The organism is Rhodococcus sp. RDE2, from assembly GCF_020885655.1.
Classification (GTDB): Bacteria; Actinomycetota; Actinomycetes; order Mycobacteriales; family Mycobacteriaceae; genus Rhodococcus; species Rhodococcus pyridinivorans.
The window spans coordinates 3,640,136-3,659,048 of record NZ_AP025186.1; the positions used below are offsets into that span (position 1 = coordinate 3,640,136).

An 18,913-nucleotide genomic window follows, 5' to 3' on the forward strand; every position below is an offset into this window, starting at 1 on the left:
CGTGCCGATCGACACCTTCATCGCCGGCAACCCCACCGACATCCGACGGGTCGAGGACTGGATTCGCACGACGCTGGGCACCACGATCGGGAACGTCGCCGACGCCGCGGCCCGGGCGCGTCGCATCGCCGACGACGCCTGGGACGGCGACGCTTCCGAGACCTACCTCGACAGGTCGAGCGAACACGTCCACGCCATCGACGATTTCCACGAGCGGACATCGAGGACCGCCGATGTCTTCGCGGGCCTGGCGGGCGAACTGTCGCGCGCCCTGTCCGACATGGCCGACATCCGCGCTCGCGCCGCGGCCGCGGGACTGCCGGTGGTGTGCAACACGATCAGCGATCCTCCCCCGGGTGACGACGAAGCCGCTTTCCGAAGGACCTCGGCGTATCAAGAAGCGAGCGCAGCCGCCGAGGCGGTGCACGCTCGATGGTCGGTCGCAATCGCAACTGCCGTGAACACCTGGATCGGACACGTGTGGTCCGCGACTTTTCTGACAACCACCGGGTTCGACTCCGCCGACCTGTACCGGAGTGGTCGGGTGAAGGCATTGCTCGAGCTTCGGGAGAGTCTTCGTAACGCAGCACTCCTGTCGATGGAACGATTTCTCGCACTGCCGGACGGCACACCCTACGGTGAACTGCGACGTCTGTTCGATATCGCTCAGCATCCGCTTCAAGACCTCGCCGACACAGGCAGACACCTCGACGACGCGGTACCGCTGTCCCGAACTGCCGCCAGAGTCGCAGGGGCCGCAAACGCTCTCGGTTTCGTCGCCGGCGTCGGGCTGGACTTTTTCGCCGGCGGCGAGTCGCTCGAACAGGCTGTGGCCTCCAACAGCGCGGGTCTGATGGCATCGATGACGACCGGCGCCGCGGTAGGAGCCGCAGTCGGATCGGTCGTTCCCATTGCCGGCACCGCTGTCGGCACTGTGATCGGTGTGCTGGCGGGAACCGCCGGCGGAATCTTCACATCCGGCATGGTCGACCACATCTACGAGTCGGGCACGAGCTCCGCCTTGGGAACGGTCATGGCCGGGGTGAACGAACTCGGAGGTGCAGCAGACGCTACGGCGGATCTCCTCGACGCGACCGTCGGTGGAGTGACGCGACTGGGACGAGGAGTTCTCGATGCAGTTTTCTGACGGTTCCGACCTCCGCACCTACGGAAATCCGCGGGCACTGTACGTCATCGTGTTCACAGCCGTCGTCGGCCTGTTGTTCCCCGCACTTCTCGTCGGCGTCTTCGTCGAACAGGCAACAGTAGGAATGCCACTCGAAGCACCCACCGGCACGACCTTCCTGTTGGCTCTGGGGGCAACGGTTCTGGTGTATCCGGTGATCGGTTTCCTCATGTACAGCCCACGCACCCGAGCGGAGCACATCGTCGCGGAAACCGAAACCGACTTCCCGGCCTTGGTTCTGCGACAGTCACCTTCGGTCTTCTGGGCCGCTCCCGCTCAGATCGGGATGCTGACGCTGATGTTGCTCGCCGCCGTCTGGACGACCCCGAACGCCGGAGACCGGACGAGCGAGAACGTGATCATGACGATCGTCATCTGCTCGTGGCAGGTCGGTTTCTACTTCTTCGTCGCCCGGCGGACGCTGCGCCCCGGCCGGATCGCACTCTCCGTGGACGGAATCCGCTTCAGCGATCACGCCACCGACACCTGGATACCCTGGAACGCCACGGCATCCGGCGTTCAACCCGATCCCCTGTACGTCGTGCTGGTCGCCCTGCCGCAGTGGGGCGCCGTGACGAGCGCACGAGTTCCGTTGCCGTGGCGGATCATCGACGACCGCAAGGACGGCGACCTGCGTCCCTCGTCCCGGCGCGGCCCCGGCCGCACTGCCCGCATCGACCGGCGCCGGTTCGAGATCGCACCCGAACTCCTCGACGCCGTGCTCGACCACTATCTCCGCGACCCCGACGCTCGCGCCGAACTCGCCGATCCCGACGCTGTCGCACGCCGAGTCGACGAGCTGCGCTCCTACGCACCCGGACCGCGGTGGCGACGCTACGGACCGGTCCCCGTGCCGACCCTGAGCACACCGGTGCCGAGGTGACGGTCAGGCGGTCGCGTCCGGATCGACGAGCCGGGTCCGCAGGGCCTGCAGGGTGTCGTCGTCGAGACCGAGTCCGGCGGCGAAGTACTGCTCGATGGTTCCGTAGCGTGACAGCGCCTCGTCGATCGCCACCTCGAGGTACTCGCGGCGCACCCCGAGCAGGGGCGTGAGCAGATCCGGGTCACCGCCGAGCGATGCGAACCGGGCGAAGAAGTCGTCGAAGTGCGGGAGCAGTTCGTCGTTGGTGCGGAGATAGTCGGTGAACACGGCCTCCTGGTCGGCGCCGGCGAACAGGAGCAGCGACGCCGCCGCCCACCCGGTGCGGTCCTTGCCGGCACTGCAGTGCACGAGCCCCGGAACGTCGCCGTGCGCGACGGTGTCGGCCAGGGTCCGGTACGACGCCACTGCGCTCGGAAGAGTGACGAAATCGCGGTAGCTCTGACGTAGGTAGTCGGTGGCGCGACCGTCGCCGAGTATCTGCGACACCAACTCCGGATTCGACACGAGTTGCGGCAGCGCCGCCGCGATCGATCCGCCTTCACGATCAGCGAGGACGTCGAGGCCGAGGTGCCGGGCGCCGTCGGGGACGCGATCGGGACGGGCCTGCTGCTCCTCGAGCGTGCGCAGGTCGAAGACCGTCGCAATACTCAGGGCATCGAGGGTCTCGAGGTCGGTGTCGGTCAGGCGGCTGAGGTCGGTGGAACGGAAGACCACCCCGGTGCGGACCACGCCGCCGAACGAACTACGGCAACCGCCGATGTCCCTCAGGTTGGCGAGCGACGGAATCGCGAAGGACTCGCCGCCGGTCACGGTCTCGTCCAGTGAATCGGCCATATCCGACAAGCTACCGCCGTGCGGCCCCGAACAGGGGGACCCGCCCCGTCATTCGTACTGCGAGGTCACCCTGTCGAGCGCGTCGAGCGCCTCGTCGAGCTCGTGGGTGGTGACGATCAGCGGCGGCCGGAAGCGGATGCCGCGCGTGCCTGTCCCGATCACGAGGACGTGCTCGTCGCGGTACAGCCGTCGCAGCACCTCGTCGCGGATCTCCGGAGTCGGGAGGTCGACGGCGCACATCAGTCCGCGTCCCCGCGGTTCGGTGACGACCGGTCGTCGCGCGGCGATCTGCTGCAACCCCGACAGCAGGTGCGCTCCGCTCAACCGGGCGCGGTCGATCAGCCTGTCGTGGTCGACGACCTCGAGGATGCGGCGGGCCCGCACCATGTCGGTGAGATTGCCGCCCCACGTCGAGTTGATCCGCGAGCTCACGGCGAACACGTTGTCGGGTACCTCGTCGATGCGTTCACCGGCCATGATCCCGCACACCTGCGTCTTCTTGCCGAAGGCGACGATGTCGGGGGTGACGCCGAGCTGCTGGTAGGCCCACGCGGTGCCGGTCGTGCCGGCACCCGTCTGCACCTCGTCGAAGATCATCAGGGCGTCGTTCTCCCGGCACAACTGTGCGATCGCCCGGAAGAACTCGGGACGGAAGTGATGGTCGCCGCCTTCCCCCTGGATCGGTTCGGCGATGAAGCACGCGATGTCGTGGGGACGTTCGGCGAAGGCGCGGCGTGCCTGTTCGAGGGCCTTCTCCTCGGCCGCGGCGACATCGCGTCCCTCGGCGAGATAGGGCGCGTCGATCCGCGGCCAGTCGAACTTGGGGAACCGGTCGGTCTTGACCGGATCGGTGTTGGTCAGAGACAGGGTGTACCCGGTGCGGCCGTGGAAGGCCTCGGTCAGGTGCAGCACCGATCCGCCCAGGTGGGCGGGCAGACCACGGGACTCGTTGAGGCGGCTCTTCCAGTCGAACGCGACCTTGAGCGCGTTCTCCACTGCGAGCCCACCACCGTCGACGAAGAACAGGTGCGGCAGCGCCGGATCGCCGAGGACGCGCACGAAGGTCTCGACGAAGCGTGCCATGGGCACGGTGTAGATGTCGGAGTTGCTGGGCTTGTTCGCCGCGACGGCGGCGAGTTCGTGCGCTGCCTCCGGATCGGTCAGCGCCGGATGGTTCATCCCGAGCGTGGACGACGCGAAGAACCCGAACATGTCGAGCCACGTGGTTCCGTCCCGGGCGTCGACGAGGCGTACTCCGCGGGAACGGTCGAGATCGAGGACGAGGTCGAAACCGTCGGCGAGCATGTGCCGGCCGAGGATGCTGTGTACCCGGTCGGGGGCGAGGTTCTCGGCACCGTCCGGGTTTCGGAATGCAGTGCTCATGACCCCACCGTACGCGATAATCAACGGGGCAAACCCGGTATCACAGCAACACTTACGGCGTAGATGCCTATCGTTCGTAAAATGTTTGCAGGACGACGGTGCTGCGGGTCGCGACGTTGGCGGTCGCACGGATCTCCTGCAGCAGCCGTTCGAGAGCGCGAGGAGACTCGACACGTACGAGGAGGATGTAGCTTTCGTCGCCCGCCACCGAGTGACACGATTCGATCGCGGAGATGTGCCGGAGACGGGCCGGTGCGTCGTCGGGTTGCGACGGGTCGAGAGGGGTGATCGCCACGAACGCCGACAACATCAGCCCGAGCGCTTCGGGATCGACGCGCGCACTGTATCCGCGGATCACGTTGCGCGCCTCGAGTCGGCGCACCCGCGACTGCACAGCCGAGACGGACAGTCCTGCCTTCTCGGCGAGCGCCGCGAGCGTCGCGCGACCGTCGGCGACCAGTTCGCGCAGCAGCATCCGATCGATGTCGTCCAGCGACTCCTTCGACGAGTCGTTTCTCGAGGATTCGGGCACCAGCGCAGGGTATCCGAGCAGTAAAGGAGCTCACCGATGAATGCGACCACCGATCTCGCCGATCGCGCGGCGACCGCTCTGAGGCAGTGCGGCGTCGACGCCCTGCCCGACGACGCGGCGCTCGCGGTGACCAGCCCGATCGACGGCAGCGTGATCGGGCACCTCCCGGTCCACTCGGCCGCCGAGGTCGACGCGACGATCACAGCGGCGGCACAGGCCTTCGAACAGTGGCGCGACGTCCCCGCTCCGGTGCGCGGCCGCGTGGTGCGAAGGCTCGGCGAACTTCTCGTCGAACACAAGTCGGATCTCGCCGAACTCGTCACTCTCGAGGCGGGAAAGATCCCGTCGGAGGCCGCAGGCGAGGTGCAGGAGATGATCGACGTCTGCGAGTTCGCCGTCGGTCTGTCGCGACAGCTCTACGGGCGGACGATGCCGTCCGAGCGACCCGGGCACCGCCTCATGGAGATCTGGCATCCGCTCGGCGTGGTGGGCGTGATCTCCGCGTTCAACTTCCCCGTGGCGGTGTGGTCGTGGAACACCGCGATCGCGCTGGTGTGCGGCGACCCGGTGGTGTGGAAGCCGTCGGAGACCACCCCGCTCACCGCGCTCGCCTGCGACGCGCTGCTGCGCCACGCCGCCACCGATGTCGGCGCCCCCGAAGGACTCCACCATCTTCTCCTCGGCGACCACACGGTGGGTGAAGCGCTCGTCGACGACCCTCGAATCGCGCTGGTGAGTGCGACCGGCTCCAGCCGGATGGGGCGGATCGTCGGGCCGCGCGTCGCGGCCCGGTTCGGCCGGAGCCTGCTCGAACTCGGCGGCAACAACGCGGCGATCGTCGCTCCGTCCGCCGATCAGGATCTCGCCGTCCGGGGCGTCGTGTTCGCGGCCGCCGGAACGGCGGGCCAGCGCTGCACCACCTTACGTCGGCTGATCGTGCACCGGTCGATCGCCGACGAGTTCGTCGATCGCATCGCGAAGGCGTACTCGGGTCTGCGGGTGGGGAATCCGCTGGACGAGGGTGTCCTCGTGGGTCCGCTCATCTCGGAACGGTCCTACGAGGCGATGACCGCGGCGCTCGACCGCGCGCAGGCCGACGGGGGCACGCTCGTCGTCGGCGGCGACCGAGTGGAGGTCGCCGGTGGTGGCGTGTACGTCTCGCCCGCGCTGGTCCGGATGCCCGCGCAGACCGAGGTGGTGCGCGAGGAGACCTTCGCCCCCATCCTGTACGTCCTCGACTACGACGATCTCGACGAGGCGATCGCCCTGCACAACGGTGTGCCGCAAGGACTCTCGTCGTCGATCTTCACACTCGACCAGCGGGAGGCCGAACTGTTCCTCGCTCGATCCGACTGCGGTATCGCCAACGTCAACATCGGCACCTCGGGGGCCGAGATCGGGGGTGCCTTCGGCGGGGAGAAGCACACCGGCGGTGGGCGCGAATCCGGATCGGATGCGTGGAAGGCGTACATGCGGCGGGCGACGAACACCGTCAACTACTCGACGGAGCTGCCGCTCGCCCAAGGTGTCGAGTTCGGCTGATCCGAACTCGGGGTCCGGGTGGCTAATGGTTGCGCAGTGCGTCGATCAGCTCGTCCTTCTTCATGTCGGAATAACCGGTCATGCCCAGTTCCTTCGCGCGCTTCTTCAGGTCGTCGACCGTCCAGTCGTCGTAGGAGCCGGACTTGCCGCCCTTCTTCCCGACCTCCGACTTGCCCTCGTTCGCAGCGGCATTGGAGATCCGGGCTGCCTTCTCCTTCGAGGCGCCGTCCTCGCGCAGCTCCTCGTACATCTTCTCGTTCTTGATCGACGGGTTCGGCATCGTCTTCTCCTTCCATGGTCCTTCCGCACGGGTACCCGACGACACTGCGCCCAATCAGAGGATATGTGGCCTGTGACACATCCTGTGGTAGACCTTGGGCATGTATCCAGGGAACTTCGTCGCCACCACGCCCGACAAACCCGCGATCATCCGCCCCGCCACCGGGGAGTCGCTGACCTATCGCGAACTCGACGAACGCTCGATCCGGCTGGCGAAGTACCTGAGGTCCCTCGGCCTCGAACGCGGCGATCACATCGCCCTGATCTCGAACAACGACCTGCGGGTCATGGAGGTCTACTGGGCGGCCCTGCGCTCGGGCCTCTACATCACCGTCGTCAACTGGCACCTGACCCCGGCCGAAGCCGCCTACATCGTCGACGACTGCGGCGCGAAGGCCCTCGTCGTGTCGGCGCAGGCCGTCGGTGCGGTCGACCTGTCCCCCGGCGCGTATCCCGGCGTCACCCACCGGTTGGCGTTCGGTGGGTCGCCGGCCGGTTTCGAGGAGTACGACGCCGCGCTCGCCGGTTTCGACGCGACACCGCTCGACGACCAGCCCCGGGGCCAGGACATGCTGTACTCGTCGGGCACCACGGGCCGGCCCAAGGGCATCAAGCCGAAGCTCCCTGACGGGCAGGTCCAGGACATCCCCGACCCCTACACGGCGGTCTTCGCCCCGATGTACGGATTCGACGACAGCACCGTCTACCTGTGCCCTGCACCGCTGTACCACGCTGCGCCACTGCGCTTCTGCGGCACGATCCAGTCGGTCGGCGGCACCGTGATCCTCATGGACCACTTCGATCCCGAGGAAGCGCTCGCGCTCATCGACCGCTACTCGGTCACGGCGAGCCAGTGGGTGCCGACGATGTTCGTCCGGATGCTCAAGCTCCCCGAGGAGATCCGCGCGAAGTACGACGTGTCGAGCATGAAGGTCGCGATCCACGCCGCGGCGCCGTGCCCTCCCGAGATCAAGCGGGCGATGATCGAGTGGTGGGGGCCGGTGATCAACGAGTACTACGCCTCCACCGAGGGCGCCGGCGCGACGTTCATCGACTCCGCCCAGGCCCTCGCCCATCCCGGCTCGGTGGGCCGTGACGGTGCCCTGGGCACCGTCCACATCTGCGACGACCAGGGGCAGGAGCTGCCCACCGGCTCGATCGGCACGGTGTGGTGGGAACGCGACGAGCGTCCGTTCGAGTACCACAACGACCCGGTGAAGACCGAGGAGGCGACGCATCCCGAGCATCCGACGTGGACGACCAGCGGCGACATCGGTTATCTGGACGAGGAACGATATCTCTACCTCACCGACCGGGCCGCGTTCACGATCATCTCGGGCGGCGTCAACATCTACCCGCAGGAATCCGAGAACGTCCTCACGCTGCATCCGAAGGTGTTCGACGTCGCGGTGATCGGCGTGCCGAACGAGGAGATGGGTGAGGAGGTCAAGGCCGTCGTGCAGCTCGTCGACGGAGTCGAGCCGAGCCCGGAGCTCGAGCAGGAACTGCTCGCCTACGTCCGCGACCGCGTGTCGCACTTCAAGGCGCCGCGCAGCATCGATTTCTCCGACGATCTCCCGCGCACTCCCACGGGCAAGCTCGTCAAACACAAGCTGCGGGCGCGTTACGTGGAGCCGGTGCGCGGATGAGCCGCCCGAACACCGACACGACCCCGGTGCTCGACGAACTCGCCGGACAGTTGCCCGTCGGCGCGCTGGTCACCGATCCCGACATCCTCGCCGGCTACCGGCAGGACCGTGCGCAGGACCCCGATGCCGCGGTTCCGCTCGCGCTCGTGCGCGCGACGTCCACCGCGGACGTGCAGGCGACACTGCGGTGGGCGAACACCCACAGGGTGCCGGTGGTGCCCCGCGGTGCCGGCACGAGCCTGTCCGGCGGGTCCGGTGGGCTCGCCGACGGAATCGTGCTCAGCACCGAGAAGATGCGGGCGATCACCGTCGACACCGCGACCCGCACCGCCGTCGTCCAGCCCGGTCTGCTCAACGTCGAGGTGAAGCAGGCCGCGGCCGAACACGGACTCTGGTATCCACCGGATCCGTCGTCGTTCGAGATCTGCACGATCGGCGGCAACGCGGCCACCAACGCCGGTGGGCTGTGCTGCGTGAAGTACGGGGTGACGACCGACTACGTGCTCGGGCTCGAGGTGGTCCTCGCCGACGGCACCGCGGTGCGGCTCGGCGGTCCGCGGGTCAAGGACGTCGCGGGGCTATCGCTGACGAAGCTGTTCGTCGGCAGCGAAGGCACCCTCGGGGTCATCACCGAGGTGACCCTGCGCCTCGTCCCACCGCCGCCACCGGCCTCCACGATGGTCGCGACCTTCGCCACCGTGCAGGCCGCCGCCGACGCGGTCGTCGCGATCACCGCGATCCTGCGACCGGCGATGCTCGAGTTCATGGACAGGGCGTCGATCGGGGCGGTCGAGGACATGCTCCGTATGGGACTCGACCGCACCACCGAGGCCATGCTCATCGCACGCTCCGACGCACCCGGCAGCGCCGCCGCGGAGGAGATCGAGATCATGGTGCGGGCCTGCCGCGAGGCCGGTGCCGACGACGTCTTCGCGACCGACGACCCCGAGGAGGGTGAGGCGTTCACCGTCGCCCGCCGCATGGCGATCCCGGCCGTCGAACGCACGGGCAGTCTGCTGCTCGAGGACGTCGGGGTGCCGATCCCCGCACTGCCGGAACTGGTGCGCGGAATCGCCGATCTCGCAACCGAACACGACGTCACCGTCGCCGTGATCGCCCACGCCGGCGACGGCAACACCCACCCGCTGATCGTCTACGACCCCGCCGACGAGGACATGACGGCGAGGGCACAGGTGGTCTTCGGGAAGATCATGGATCTCGCGATCGAACTCGGCGGCACCATCACCGGTGAGCACGGTGTCGGCCGGCTCAAGAAAGCTTGGCTACCCGATCAGGTGGGACCGGACGTGATGGCGTTGACCGAGCGGATCAAGGCCGCGCTCGACCCGAACGCGATCCTGAATCCCGGCGTGGTGATCTGATGGCCCGCGCCACATCGGCAGCGGTCATAATCGTCGCGTGAACACCCGTGTGCCCCCGTCGACGGCTGCCCTGCCGCTGCGTGAGACCAAGTACCGCGAGCTCGAACAGTATCCCGAGTTCGGCTCCGTGACGGCCTGGCTCCGCGACGTCGTGTCGTCGATCGTGCCCAACGCCCGCATGAGCGAATGCGAGTACTGGTCCGTCGTGTGCCTTCCCGCCGGCGAGCCGGACGACCCACGGAAGCCGCTGGTGTCGGTGCGCGCCGGCAACATGGCGGTCGCCGGGGTGTTCGTCGATCTCTCGGACGGGCAGCGCAGCCTCGCCGGCTACGTCCGCGTGTCGGGGGCCGAACTGGAGAAGGCGTCGGGCTCGACCCGAGAACAGCTCGCCGCGGACTCCCCCGCCCTCTCCTTCGTCGACGAGGGCTCCGTGGTGTCCGTGGTGTGGAGCGACGAACCCACCGCGCGGGAGCAGTTCGAGGCGTTGCCGTGGCGGGCCCCGGCGCGAGCGCTCGTGACGGAACTGATGCGCGGCGGACGCAACTCCTGGGCCGACGACCACTGCCGGCAGATCGCCCGGTTCGCGTACGACGACTGAGCGGGTTCACCTGCGACGACTGAGTGTGTCGGTCGGCGGGTAGACGATGGGATGGTGACCGACATCCTCGATCGTTTCTCCGCGCCGACCCGGGCGTGGTTCGCCGGGGCGTTCGAGTCCCCGACCCCGGCCCAGCTCGGCGCGTGGGATTCGATCTCCTCGGGAGCCCACACGCTCGTCGTCGCCCCCACCGGCTCGGGCAAGACCCTGTCGGCGTTCCTGTGGTCGCTCGACAGGCTCTCGTCCACCCCGGCCGACGAACACGCCGCACGTGAGCACCGCACCCGCGTGCTGTACGTCTCGCCGCTCAAGGCCCTCGCCGTCGACGTCGAGCGCAATCTGCGCTCGCCGCTCGTCGGCATCACGCAGACCGCGAAACGTCTCGGTCTGACGCCGCCCGACATCACCGTCGGTGTGCGTTCCGGCGACACCTCCCAGGCCGATCGTCGCGCCCTGGCCCGCACGCCACCGGACATCCTCATCACGACGCCCGAGTCGCTCTTCCTGATGCTCACCTCGTCCGCACGGGAGAACCTCGTGGGTGTCGAGACGGTGATCGTCGACGAGGTCCACGCTGTGGCGGGTACGAAGCGCGGGGCGCATCTCGCGCTGTCGCTCGAGCGTCTCGACCAGCTCCTGCGTGCGCCGGCCCAACGCATCGGGTTGTCGGCCACCGTGCGGCCACACGAGGAGGTCGGCCGGTTCCTCGCCGGTTCCGCCCCCATCCGGATCGTCGCGCCGCCCTCGGCGAAGACGTGGGATCTCGCGGTGCGCGTACCGGTCGAGGACATGACCGAACTCGGGGTCTCCGAGCCCGACGAGGAATCGTTCTCCCCCACACCGCAGGCCGGGTCGATCTGGCCGCACGTCGAGGAACAGATCGTCGACCTCATCACCGAGCACCGGTCGACGATCGTGTTCGCCAACTCCCGGCGACTGTCCGAACGTCTCACCGCCCGGCTCAACGAGATCCACGCCGAACGCCTCGGCGAGGAGGTGGACCGCGAGGGCGCACCGCCTTCGCAGCTCGGGTCGCCCACCGAGACCACCGCCGGTGCTGCCCCCGTGCTCGCCCGCGCCCACCACGGGTCGGTGAGCAAGGACCAGCGCGCCCTGATCGAGGACGACCTCAAGTCGGGCCGGTTGCGGTGCGTGGTGGCGACGTCGAGTCTCGAACTCGGCATCGACATGGGTGCGGTCGATCTCGTGATCCAGGTCGAGGCTCCGCCCTCGGTCGCCAGCGGTCTGCAACGCGTCGGCCGCGCCGGTCACCAGGTGGGCGAGACCTCGCGCGGCGTGCTGTTCCCCAAGCACCGCACCGATCTCGTGCACTGCGCGGTGACCGTCGAGCGGATGGTCGAGGGGCACATCGAGGCGCTGCAGATCCCGGCGAATCCGCTGGACGTACTCGCCCAGCAGACGGTCGCGGCCACGGCCCTCGAACCCGTCGAGGTCGACGACTGGTTCGACACGGTGCGGCGCAGCGGGTCGTTCGCGACGCTCTCCCGCGGTGTCTACGAATCCGTCCTCGACCTGCTTGCCGGTCGCTATCCGTCCGACGAGTTCGCCGAACTCCGCCCGCGGGTGGTGTGGGACCGCACGGCCGGCACCCTCACCGGCAGGCCCGGCGCCCAGCGACTCGCGGTCACCTCCGGCGGCACGATCCCCGATCGTGGTCTGTTCACCGTGTACATGGTCGGCGAGAAGAACACGCGGGTGGGCGAACTCGACGAGGAGATGGTCTACGAGTCGCGGGTGGGCGATGTCTTCGCGCTCGGTGCCACCAGCTGGCGGATCGAGGAGATCACCTTCGACCGGGTGCTGGTCTCCCCCGCCTACGGCCGGCCCGGCCGATTGCCCTTCTGGCACGGCGACAGTCAGGGTCGCCCCGCCGAACTCGGTGCCGCGCTCGGTGCCTTCCTCCGCGAGATGGGGCACGCCTCACCGGAGGACGCCGAGACCCGCTGCCGCAAGGGCGGTCTCGACGACTACGCCACCGGCAACCTCATCCGTCTGCTCGACGAGCAACGCACCGCCACCGGGCACCTGCCCACCGACCGCACGCTCGTCGTCGAACGGTTCCGCGACGAACTCGGCGACTGGCGGCTGGTGCTGCACTCGCCGTTCGGGTTGCGGGTGCACGCACCGTGGGCGCTCGCGGTGGGCGCGCGACTGCTCGAACGCTACGGCGTCGAATCCCATCCCACCCCCTCGGACGACGGCATCATCGTCCGGTTGCCCGACACCGACGACGCCCCACCCGGCTCGGAGATCTTCGTCTTCGACACCGAGGAGATCGACGACATCGTCACCGAACAGGTCGGCGGATCCGCATTGTTCGCGTCCCGTTTCCGGGAGTGCGCGGCGCGGGCCCTGCTCCTGCCCCGCCGCAACCCCGGCAAGCGGGCCCCGCTGTGGCAGCAGCGCCAACGATCGGCGCAGCTGCTCGACGTCGCTCGCCGCTATCCCGACTTCCCCATCCTGCTCGAGACGGTGCGCGAGTGCCTGCAGGACGTCTACGACCTGCCCGCCCTGCGCGACCTGCTCGGCAGTATCGCCCAGCGCAGGATCCGACTGGTGGAGGTCGAGACCCCCACGGCCTCACCGTTCGCGACGTCGCTGCTGTTCTCCTATGTGGGCGAGTTCCTGTACGAGGGCGACAGCCCGCTCGCCGAGCGGCGGGCGGCGGCGCTGTCGCTCGACTCGACGTTGCTCGCCGAACTCCTCGGCCGGGTCGAGCTGCGCGAACTGCTCGACGCCGACGTCATCACCGAGGCCGAGCACGAACTGCAGCGACTGACCCCGCAGCGACGGGCGCGAGACGCCGAGGGCGTCGCCGATCTGCTGCGCCTGCTCGGTCCGCTCACGGACGCCGAACTGCGCGAGCGCACCACCGACGATCCGGCGGAGTGGATCGCCGACCTCGAGACCCAGCGTCGCGCGTTGCGGGTCTCGTATGCCGGTGAACATCGGTGGGCGGCGATCGAGGATGCCTCGCGTCTGCGCGACGCGCTGGGCGTGCCCCTGCCGATCGGCGTTCCGACGGTGTTCGTCGAGCCGGTCCCCGACCCGCTGGGCGATCTGATCGCCCGGCACGCCCGTACCCACGGTCCGTTCACCACCGCGCAGGCCGCCGCCCGGTTCGGACTGGGCACGGCGGTCGTCGAATCCGTCCTCGACCGGCTGGCGGCCGAGAAGCGTGTCACGGCAGGCGAATTCCGTCCGGGCGCGAGCGGATCGGAATGGTGCGACACGGAGGTGCTCCGGAGGCTGCGGCGCCGGTCGCTCGCCGCCGCCCGGCAGGACGTCGAACCCGTCAGCACCACGACCCTCGGACGATTCCTGCCCGACTGGCACCACCTCGGCACCGGCCCGGGTACGAGTGCGCTCTACGGCATCGACGGTGTCCTCACCGTCGTCGAACAGCTCGCCGGGGTACCGGTGCCCGCGAGCGCCCTCGAACCGCTGATCCTCGCGCCGCGTGTGCGCGACTACACGCCGACGATGCTCGACGAGCTCACCACGACCGGCGAGGTCCTGTGGTCGGGTGCCGGGTCCATCTCCGGGAAGGACGGCTGGGTGGCACTGCATCCGGCCGATCTGGCCCCGGTGAGCCTGGCTCCGGTCGACGACATCGAGCTCGGACCGGTGCACCGGGCGATCCTCGAGTCGCTCGCGGGCGGCGGCGCGTACTTCTTCCGGCAACTCGTCGACGCCGTCACCGTCCTCCACACCACGGCGAGCGACACGACGGTCGCCGACGCTCTGTGGGAGCTGGTGTGGAGCGGGCACGTCGCGGGCGACACCCTCGCCCCGCTGCGCGCCCTGATCGGCGACACCTCCCGCGCCAAGCCCGCCCACCGCACCCCGCGCCGGGCGCCGCGGGCCCGGATGTACCGAGCGCGGCCCACCCTGCCGAGCCGCACCGGGCCCCCGACCGTCAGCGGGCGCTGGTCGATGCTGCCCGAGCGCGAGACCGACGCGACGGTCCGCGCGCACACCACCGCCGAACTGCTGCTCGAGCGGTACGGCGTGGTCACCCGCGGTGTCGTCGTGGGTGAGGGTGTGCCCGGCGGGTTCGCGACGATGTACAAGGTGCTCAGCCGGTTCGAGGAGACCGGCCGGTGCCGTCGCGGCTATTTCGTCGATTCGCTGGGCGGAGCGCAGTTCTCGACACCGTCGGTCGTCGACCGTCTGCGGTCGTTCTCGGATTCGATCGAGGGCCGGCACTCCGAGACCGCGGCCGTCACCCTCGCGGCGTGCGATCCCGCCAACCCGTACGGTGCGGCGCTGCCGTGGCCGAAGTCGTCGGCCGACGACGACGGGCCGCGGCACCGGCCGGGCCGCAAGGCCGGTGGGCTCGTGGTGCTCGTCGACGGGGCGCTCGTGCTGTTCGTCGAACGCGGCGGACGCACACTGCTCACCTTCGACGACGATCCGGGCCGGTTGCGCAACGCGTGCGCGTCGCTCGCCGCGACCGTCAAACGCGGTGGTGTCGACAAGATCGTCGTCGAGAAGGTCGACGGTGAGTCGATCCACGGGCACGAGTTCGCCGGATATCTTGCCGAGGCGGGATTCTCGGCGACGCCGCGCGGCTACCGGTTGAGGTTCTGACGTGCCCGAGGGAGACACCGTGTTCCGTGCCGCGCACCGCCTCCGGACCGCTCTGGAGGGAAAGGTGCTCACCGAGACGGACTTCCGGGTGCCGCGTTTCGCCACCGCCGATTTCACCGGATGCACGGTCGACGAGGTGGTCTCGCGGGGCAAGCACCTGCTCGTCCGTGTAGCCGACGTCTCGATCCATTCGCACCTGAAGATGGAAGGCGAATGGCACGTCTACCCGCGTGGAACACGCTGGCGCAAGCCCGGATACAAGGCGCGCATCGTGCTCGGCACCGAGGACGTGCAGGCGGTGGGTTTCGAGCTCGGCATCGTCGAGGTACTCGCTCGCGACCGGGAGGACGACGCCGTGGGTCATCTCGGGCCGGATCTGCTCGGTCCCGACTGGGATCCCGAGCGTGCGGCGGCGAATCTCGCGCACGATCCGAACCGTCCGATCGGGGTGGCCCTGCTCGATCAGCGCATCATGGCCGGCGTCGGCAACGTGTACCGCTCCGAACTGTGCTTCCTGCGGGGTGTCGATCCGTGGACGCCGGTCGCGCAGGCCGGGGATCCCGCAGCGTGGGTCGACCTCGCGCACCGGTTGCTGGTCGCGAACCGGGACCGGACGACCCGCATCACCACCGGCGACCGGCGACCGGGTCGCAATCTGTGGGTGTACGGGCGTCGCGGGAAGCCGTGCAGACGCTGCCATACCCCGATCCGGTTCGGCGAGATCGGCACCGCGACCGATCCCGAACGGGTGGTCTACCGGTGCCCGCGATGTCAGCCGCGCCCGGAAGGATCCCCGGCCTGATCGCCCTGCAGGCACGCCGCCCTACCGGCGTCCTCGACGAGCGCGACGCAGTGCCGGACGAGGGTCTCCCGCGACACCGCGAGGTCGCCTTCGAGATACCCCATGAACAGGCTGGTGAGGGCGCCGACGACACCCACGGCCACCATGTGGCGCTGCCCCTCGTCGCCGCCCGGTGGTAGCTGGTCGCGGACCAGCGCGACGAAGGCCGGCGCGAGTTCGATACCGCGCCGGCTGATCGCGGGTTCGCGCAGCGGAGCGAGGAGGAGCACGCGTCCCTTCGCGGGATCGTCGACCATGAGCTCGACGAACGCCCGCACCGCGGCCTCGGCCCGGCCGAGGGTGGGGGCGGAGAGCACTGCCTCGGTCAGCGCGTCGCGGGCGCGGTCGGCGACGTGGGCGTAGACCTCGCGGACGAAGGTGTCGCGGTCGGTGAAGCTCTCGTAGAAGTACCGTTCGGTGAGTTCGGCGGCCCGGCACACGGCCCGGACGTTCGCCGCCGCGCCGTCGGGCGCTCCGAGCAGGTCGACGCCCACCTCGAGGAGACGTTCCCTGCGCAGCCGACGGCGTTCGTCGATGCCGACGCCCGCCCAGCTGCGGCGCGTGGTGTCCACCTTGTCGCTTCCCGTCGTTGACTGCATGCCCGCCGAATCCTACTCTGACAACATGCGTAGTCAGGGTTCCGTCGGGCCGGACACCGCCGAGTCGTCGCACCACGCGGCACCGCGCCCTGCGCGGCCGGACCTCCCGGAACCCCTGGGTCCCGATTCCTCGACCTGGCGATACTTCGGCGGCTGGCGCGGCATGCTCTTCGGGCCGTGGGCGGGGTCGATGCAGAACATGCATCCCGGACTCGGCGCCGGGGTCGAGGAGCACTCGAAGTTCTTCGACGAACGATGGGAACGGCTCTACCGGTCGCTGTACCCGATCTACGGCGTCGTCTTCGACGGCCCCCGCGCCCCGGAGACCGCGGCGAAGGTGCGTGGCTACCACAACACCATCAAGGGGATCGACAAGAAGGGCCGCAGGTACCACGCGCTCGATCCCGACACCTTCTACTGGGCGCACGCGACCTTCTTCTACAGCGTCTGCGTAAACCTGATACTTCCTGCCACCTACGTGCCAGGCGGCCCAGACTCACGTTCCTCACGGCTACCCGAGACATCTTCCGATGCCGCGGGCTCGACCGTGTCCCACACCGACGCTTCAGGTGCAGGACGAGACTTCAACGTGTTCACCCCCTCAGCGGGTGTCGAGGCCGGAACACTATGGCGGACACGGCGATGCCGCGGCCTGCCCGGTGTCGGGCCGGTCTTGTCCCGACATTTACGCACCGGAGCATGCTCGGTGGTCCGGACCTTCACACCCCCGCCGCGGGTGCGGACCGCTTTCCCTCGTCCCAACAATCCGCGTTTGGCGAGGTTCACCCCCGCCATATAATCACGATTCCCACCCAGTCGGCAGGATCCGCACCAGGCATCGTGATATCCCTTCGGCCGGGCAAGTTCCTCGTTGCAGCCCGGACACCACGCCGACGACCCCTTCGCCGGCACCGTCACCACCACCACACCCACCCGTGCGGCAGTATGCGCCAGCGCGTCGGCGGCCTTGTGGCGCGCGGACTGCGCCGCCCGATTGTTGTTCACCCGGCCACGCCCACGCGGCTCGAGGGTCGCGAGGTCTTCGACGGCGATCATCGTCGCATCGGCGGCGACCGCGTAGTCGGCGACCTGACGCGCGAAATGAAACGCCAGCTCCCGATTGATCTTGCCGCGCTTGGCACCGACCGCGGCGCGATTCTCGTCGAGCACGGCGATCTTCGCTTCCAACTCCGACCGCACCTGGGGTGGCGCGTTCTCGGCCAGTTGGCGTAAGCGGGCGGCCTTGCGGTGCAGGAACTGGCCTTCGGTCTGCAGGCGGGCCAGTTTGATGCCGAGTCCGCGGTCATCGTAGGTGTAACCCCGCAGATCGGAGATCAGGCCGTCGCCGGTGTCGGTGGTGATCGCGGCGGCTCCGAGAGTGGCCGGTGACCAGTCCACCCCCACCGCGACCGTTGCTGCTGGCAGATCCGGTGCAGGGACAGCTTCGGTGGCCGCGCAGCGCAGCAACAGCCCCCGACCGTCGAGGGTCAGAGTCGGCAGATGCCACCCGGTGATCGGGCGGCCGTGCAGGTGCGGTGGAAGCACAGCGGTCAACCGGACTCGTTGCCAGTGTGCTCGCCGGGTGGGGGACGCTGCGGTCGGGAGTTTCACCGTCAACTCCATCGTGCGGTCGGTGACGGTGAGCTCGGCGAGTTGTTTGTCGGCGACGGCGAGGCGGGCCATCGCGGTGACCTTCGGTGGTGTTTGGATGTCGGTGATCCGCAGCCGTTCGGGCTGCGCAACATCCGAGGTCGGAGCATCCGAGGTCGCCTCGTCGCCCCTGCGGGTACGGGCGACCAACTGCCGTCGTACACCGCGGGCGAACCCCGACGGCACATATACCTCCCCACCGGTAGGCGGGGCGATGTGTCCTGTGGCGGGATCGAACCGGGCCGAGAGCGACGCGATCGCAGTGTCGCGGTAGGTCAAGGTCCGTAGCGTCGCGGTGGCCTGTGCGGTGACCACCCGCGACACTCGCGACGGCACACAGACGTCGTCGGGGTAGGTGGGGGTCCAGCCGAGACGGGCAGCGGCGACGTGCCCGTGTTTCGGTAGTGCCCGGCCGTCACCCTCACGACCGGCAGCGAGGGTGTCGAAGGTGGCGGGCTGCCACAGGCGTGTGAGCAGTTCGGTTTCGGCGCCGGTGATCAGGTCGAGCAGCCACCGGACGCGACTGTCGAGGTCGTCGAGCCCGATCGGATCGCCGGTAGTGTCGTCGACCGCCATATGGGGGCGGGTGGTGAACGCGAACTGACGTCGCTCGGTCGGGTCGGTGCCGGCCATCGCGTCCCCCCTCGTCGCCCCCGGTGCGGGCTGCACTCAGGCTGCCGCACGTGTTCCTTTCCGGCAGTGCCGGTGTCAGATTCTCGGCGGTGACGGTATCGCGGGGTACCGACATGTTCTGTTCGGCCCGCACCACTACGTCGTGGGTGGTGTGCGACGGGGTTGTCCCTGGATACACGAGGGTTGTTTCTGCGATAGTGCGGTGATCGGAACCGGTTCGACGAACAGGGGATGTGAACCTGCGCTACGCAGGATGCTGCGGTACTTCGTGGTCTCCTCGAGGGCGAAGGAGGTCGGAAGAAGTGTCA

14 protein-coding genes and 1 pseudogene are annotated in these 18,913 nt (G+C 68.9%); 9 read left to right on the forward strand and 6 right to left on the reverse strand.

The window, feature by feature from the left end:
- Position 1: 1 nt before the first annotated feature.
- Together LPH33_RS17010 and LPH33_RS17015 are read left to right on the forward strand one after the other, a co-directional pair.
- Positions 2-1,147 carry a hypothetical protein gene (locus tag LPH33_RS17010; protein ID WP_229565202.1) on the forward strand — a complete coding sequence of 382 codons (1,146 nt, stop codon included), beginning with the start codon at positions 2-4 and terminating at the stop codon, positions 1,145-1,147.
- Entirely contained in the window at positions 1,134-2,069 is a 936-nt protein-coding gene (locus LPH33_RS17015; protein WP_229565204.1) for a hypothetical protein, read from the forward strand. Before LPH33_RS17010 ends, LPH33_RS17015 begins: the two co-directional genes overlap by 14 nt.
- Positions 2,070-2,072: 3 nt before the next feature.
- On the opposite strand, the gene LPH33_RS17020 is transcribed toward LPH33_RS17015, so the two are convergent.
- The 3 genes from LPH33_RS17020 to LPH33_RS17030 all read right to left on the reverse strand — a co-directional run bounded on the left by LPH33_RS17020 (position 2,073) and on the right by LPH33_RS17030 (position 4,818).
- Positions 2,073-2,903 carry a tyrosine-protein phosphatase gene (locus tag LPH33_RS17020; RefSeq protein ID WP_229565206.1) on the reverse strand — a complete coding sequence of 277 codons (831 nt, stop codon included), beginning with the start codon at positions 2,901-2,903 and terminating at the stop codon, positions 2,073-2,075.
- 48 nt (positions 2,904-2,951) lie between these two features.
- Positions 2,952-4,286, reverse strand: a complete 1,335-nt coding sequence (lat, locus tag LPH33_RS17025) for an L-lysine 6-transaminase (RefSeq protein ID WP_229565208.1) — start codon at positions 4,284-4,286, stop codon at positions 2,952-2,954.
- 67 nt (positions 4,287-4,353) lie between these two features.
- Positions 4,354-4,818 carry an Lrp/AsnC family transcriptional regulator gene (locus LPH33_RS17030; protein ID WP_016692799.1) on the reverse strand — a complete coding sequence of 155 codons (465 nt, stop codon included), beginning with the start codon at positions 4,816-4,818 and terminating at the stop codon, positions 4,354-4,356.
- Between the two features lie 36 nt (positions 4,819-4,854).
- On the opposite strand from LPH33_RS17030, the gene LPH33_RS17035 reads away from it, so the two are divergent.
- Positions 4,855-6,360 (forward strand): aldehyde dehydrogenase family protein, encoded by a 1,506-nt coding sequence (locus tag LPH33_RS17035; RefSeq protein ID WP_229565210.1) that lies wholly within the window; start codon positions 4,855-4,857, stop codon positions 6,358-6,360.
- 22 nt (positions 6,361-6,382) lie between these two features.
- Here LPH33_RS17035 and LPH33_RS17040 read toward each other — a convergent pair whose 3' ends face one another.
- Positions 6,383-6,640: a DUF7218 family protein gene (locus tag LPH33_RS17040; protein WP_016692801.1), complete on the reverse strand. Its 258-nt coding sequence runs from the start codon at positions 6,638-6,640 to the stop codon at positions 6,383-6,385.
- A 100-nt stretch (positions 6,641-6,740) separates the two neighbouring features.
- Between LPH33_RS17040 and LPH33_RS17045 the strand changes: the two genes are divergently transcribed.
- Genes LPH33_RS17045 through LPH33_RS17065 form a run of 5 tightly spaced genes read left to right on the forward strand, consistent with a single transcriptional unit; the run spans position 6,741 to position 15,684 of the window.
- Positions 6,741-8,288, forward strand: coding sequence for an AMP-binding protein (locus tag LPH33_RS17045; RefSeq protein WP_229565212.1), 1,548 nt, complete (start codon positions 6,741-6,743; stop codon positions 8,286-8,288).
- The gene (locus tag LPH33_RS17050; protein ID WP_229565214.1) at positions 8,285-9,670 is read left to right on the forward strand and encodes an FAD-binding oxidoreductase; all 1,386 of its coding nucleotides are present in this window, start codon (positions 8,285-8,287) and stop codon (positions 9,668-9,670) included. Before LPH33_RS17045 ends, LPH33_RS17050 begins: the two co-directional genes overlap by 4 nt.
- Before the next feature lie 37 nt (positions 9,671-9,707).
- A complete protein-coding gene (locus LPH33_RS17055) occupies positions 9,708-10,268 on the forward strand; it encodes a hypothetical protein (RefSeq protein WP_229565216.1) in 561 nt (186 codons plus the stop codon).
- A 51-nt stretch (positions 10,269-10,319) separates the two neighbouring features.
- Positions 10,320-14,882, forward strand: coding sequence for an ATP-dependent helicase (locus LPH33_RS17060; RefSeq protein ID WP_229565218.1), 4,563 nt, complete (start codon positions 10,320-10,322; stop codon positions 14,880-14,882).
- A gap of 1 nt (position 14,883) precedes the next feature.
- Complete coding sequence (locus LPH33_RS17065) at positions 14,884-15,684, forward strand: DNA-formamidopyrimidine glycosylase family protein (protein WP_088897673.1); 801 nt, start codon at positions 14,884-14,886, stop codon at positions 15,682-15,684.
- Here LPH33_RS17065 and LPH33_RS17070 read toward each other — a convergent pair.
- Positions 15,654-16,322 carry a TetR/AcrR family transcriptional regulator gene (locus LPH33_RS17070; protein ID WP_160874324.1) on the reverse strand — a complete coding sequence of 223 codons (669 nt, stop codon included), beginning with the start codon at positions 16,320-16,322 and terminating at the stop codon, positions 15,654-15,656. The two genes, LPH33_RS17065 and LPH33_RS17070, sit on opposite strands and share 31 nt — an antisense overlap.
- Before the next feature lie 163 nt (positions 16,323-16,485).
- Here LPH33_RS17070 and LPH33_RS17075 point away from each other — a divergent pair.
- Positions 16,486-16,776 (forward strand): annotated as a pseudogene (locus tag LPH33_RS17075) (oxygenase MpaB family protein); the annotation flags it as partial.
- A 20-nt stretch (positions 16,777-16,796) separates the two neighbouring features.
- Here LPH33_RS17075 and LPH33_RS17080 read toward each other — a convergent pair.
- The gene (locus tag LPH33_RS17080; RefSeq protein WP_160874326.1) at positions 16,797-18,605 is read right to left on the reverse strand and encodes a zinc ribbon domain-containing protein; all 1,809 of its coding nucleotides are present in this window, start codon (positions 18,603-18,605) and stop codon (positions 16,797-16,799) included.
- Positions 18,606-18,913: the final 308 nt, after the last annotated feature.

What these genes read in the sequence shown, in the direction of transcription:
- LPH33_RS17015 (WP_229565204.1), top strand. Translation starts at nt 1,134, where the DNA reads ATGCAGTTTTCTGACGGTTCCGACCTCCGCACCTACGGAAATCCGCGG.
- LPH33_RS17020 (WP_229565206.1), bottom strand. Translation starts at nt 2,903, where the DNA reads ATGGCCGATTCACTGGACGAGACCGTGACCGGCGGCGAGTCCTTCGCG.
- lat (WP_229565208.1), bottom strand. Translation starts at nt 4,286, where the DNA reads ATGAGCACTGCATTCCGAAACCCGGACGGTGCCGAGAACCTCGCCCCC.
- LPH33_RS17035 (WP_229565210.1), top strand. Translation starts at nt 4,855, where the DNA reads ATGAATGCGACCACCGATCTCGCCGATCGCGCGGCGACCGCTCTGAGG.
- LPH33_RS17040 (WP_016692801.1), bottom strand. Translation starts at nt 6,640, where the DNA reads ATGCCGAACCCGTCGATCAAGAACGAGAAGATGTACGAGGAGCTGCGC.
- LPH33_RS17045 (WP_229565212.1), top strand. Translation starts at nt 6,741, where the DNA reads ATGTATCCAGGGAACTTCGTCGCCACCACGCCCGACAAACCCGCGATC.
- LPH33_RS17050 (WP_229565214.1), top strand. Translation starts at nt 8,285, where the DNA reads ATGAGCCGCCCGAACACCGACACGACCCCGGTGCTCGACGAACTCGCC.
- LPH33_RS17060 (WP_229565218.1), top strand. Translation starts at nt 10,320, where the DNA reads ATGGTGACCGACATCCTCGATCGTTTCTCCGCGCCGACCCGGGCGTGG.
- LPH33_RS17070 (WP_160874324.1), bottom strand. Translation starts at nt 16,322, where the DNA reads ATGCAGTCAACGACGGGAAGCGACAAGGTGGACACCACGCGCCGCAGC.
- LPH33_RS17080 (WP_160874326.1), bottom strand. Translation starts at nt 18,605, where the DNA reads ATGGCCGGCACCGACCCGACCGAGCGACGTCAGTTCGCGTTCACCACC.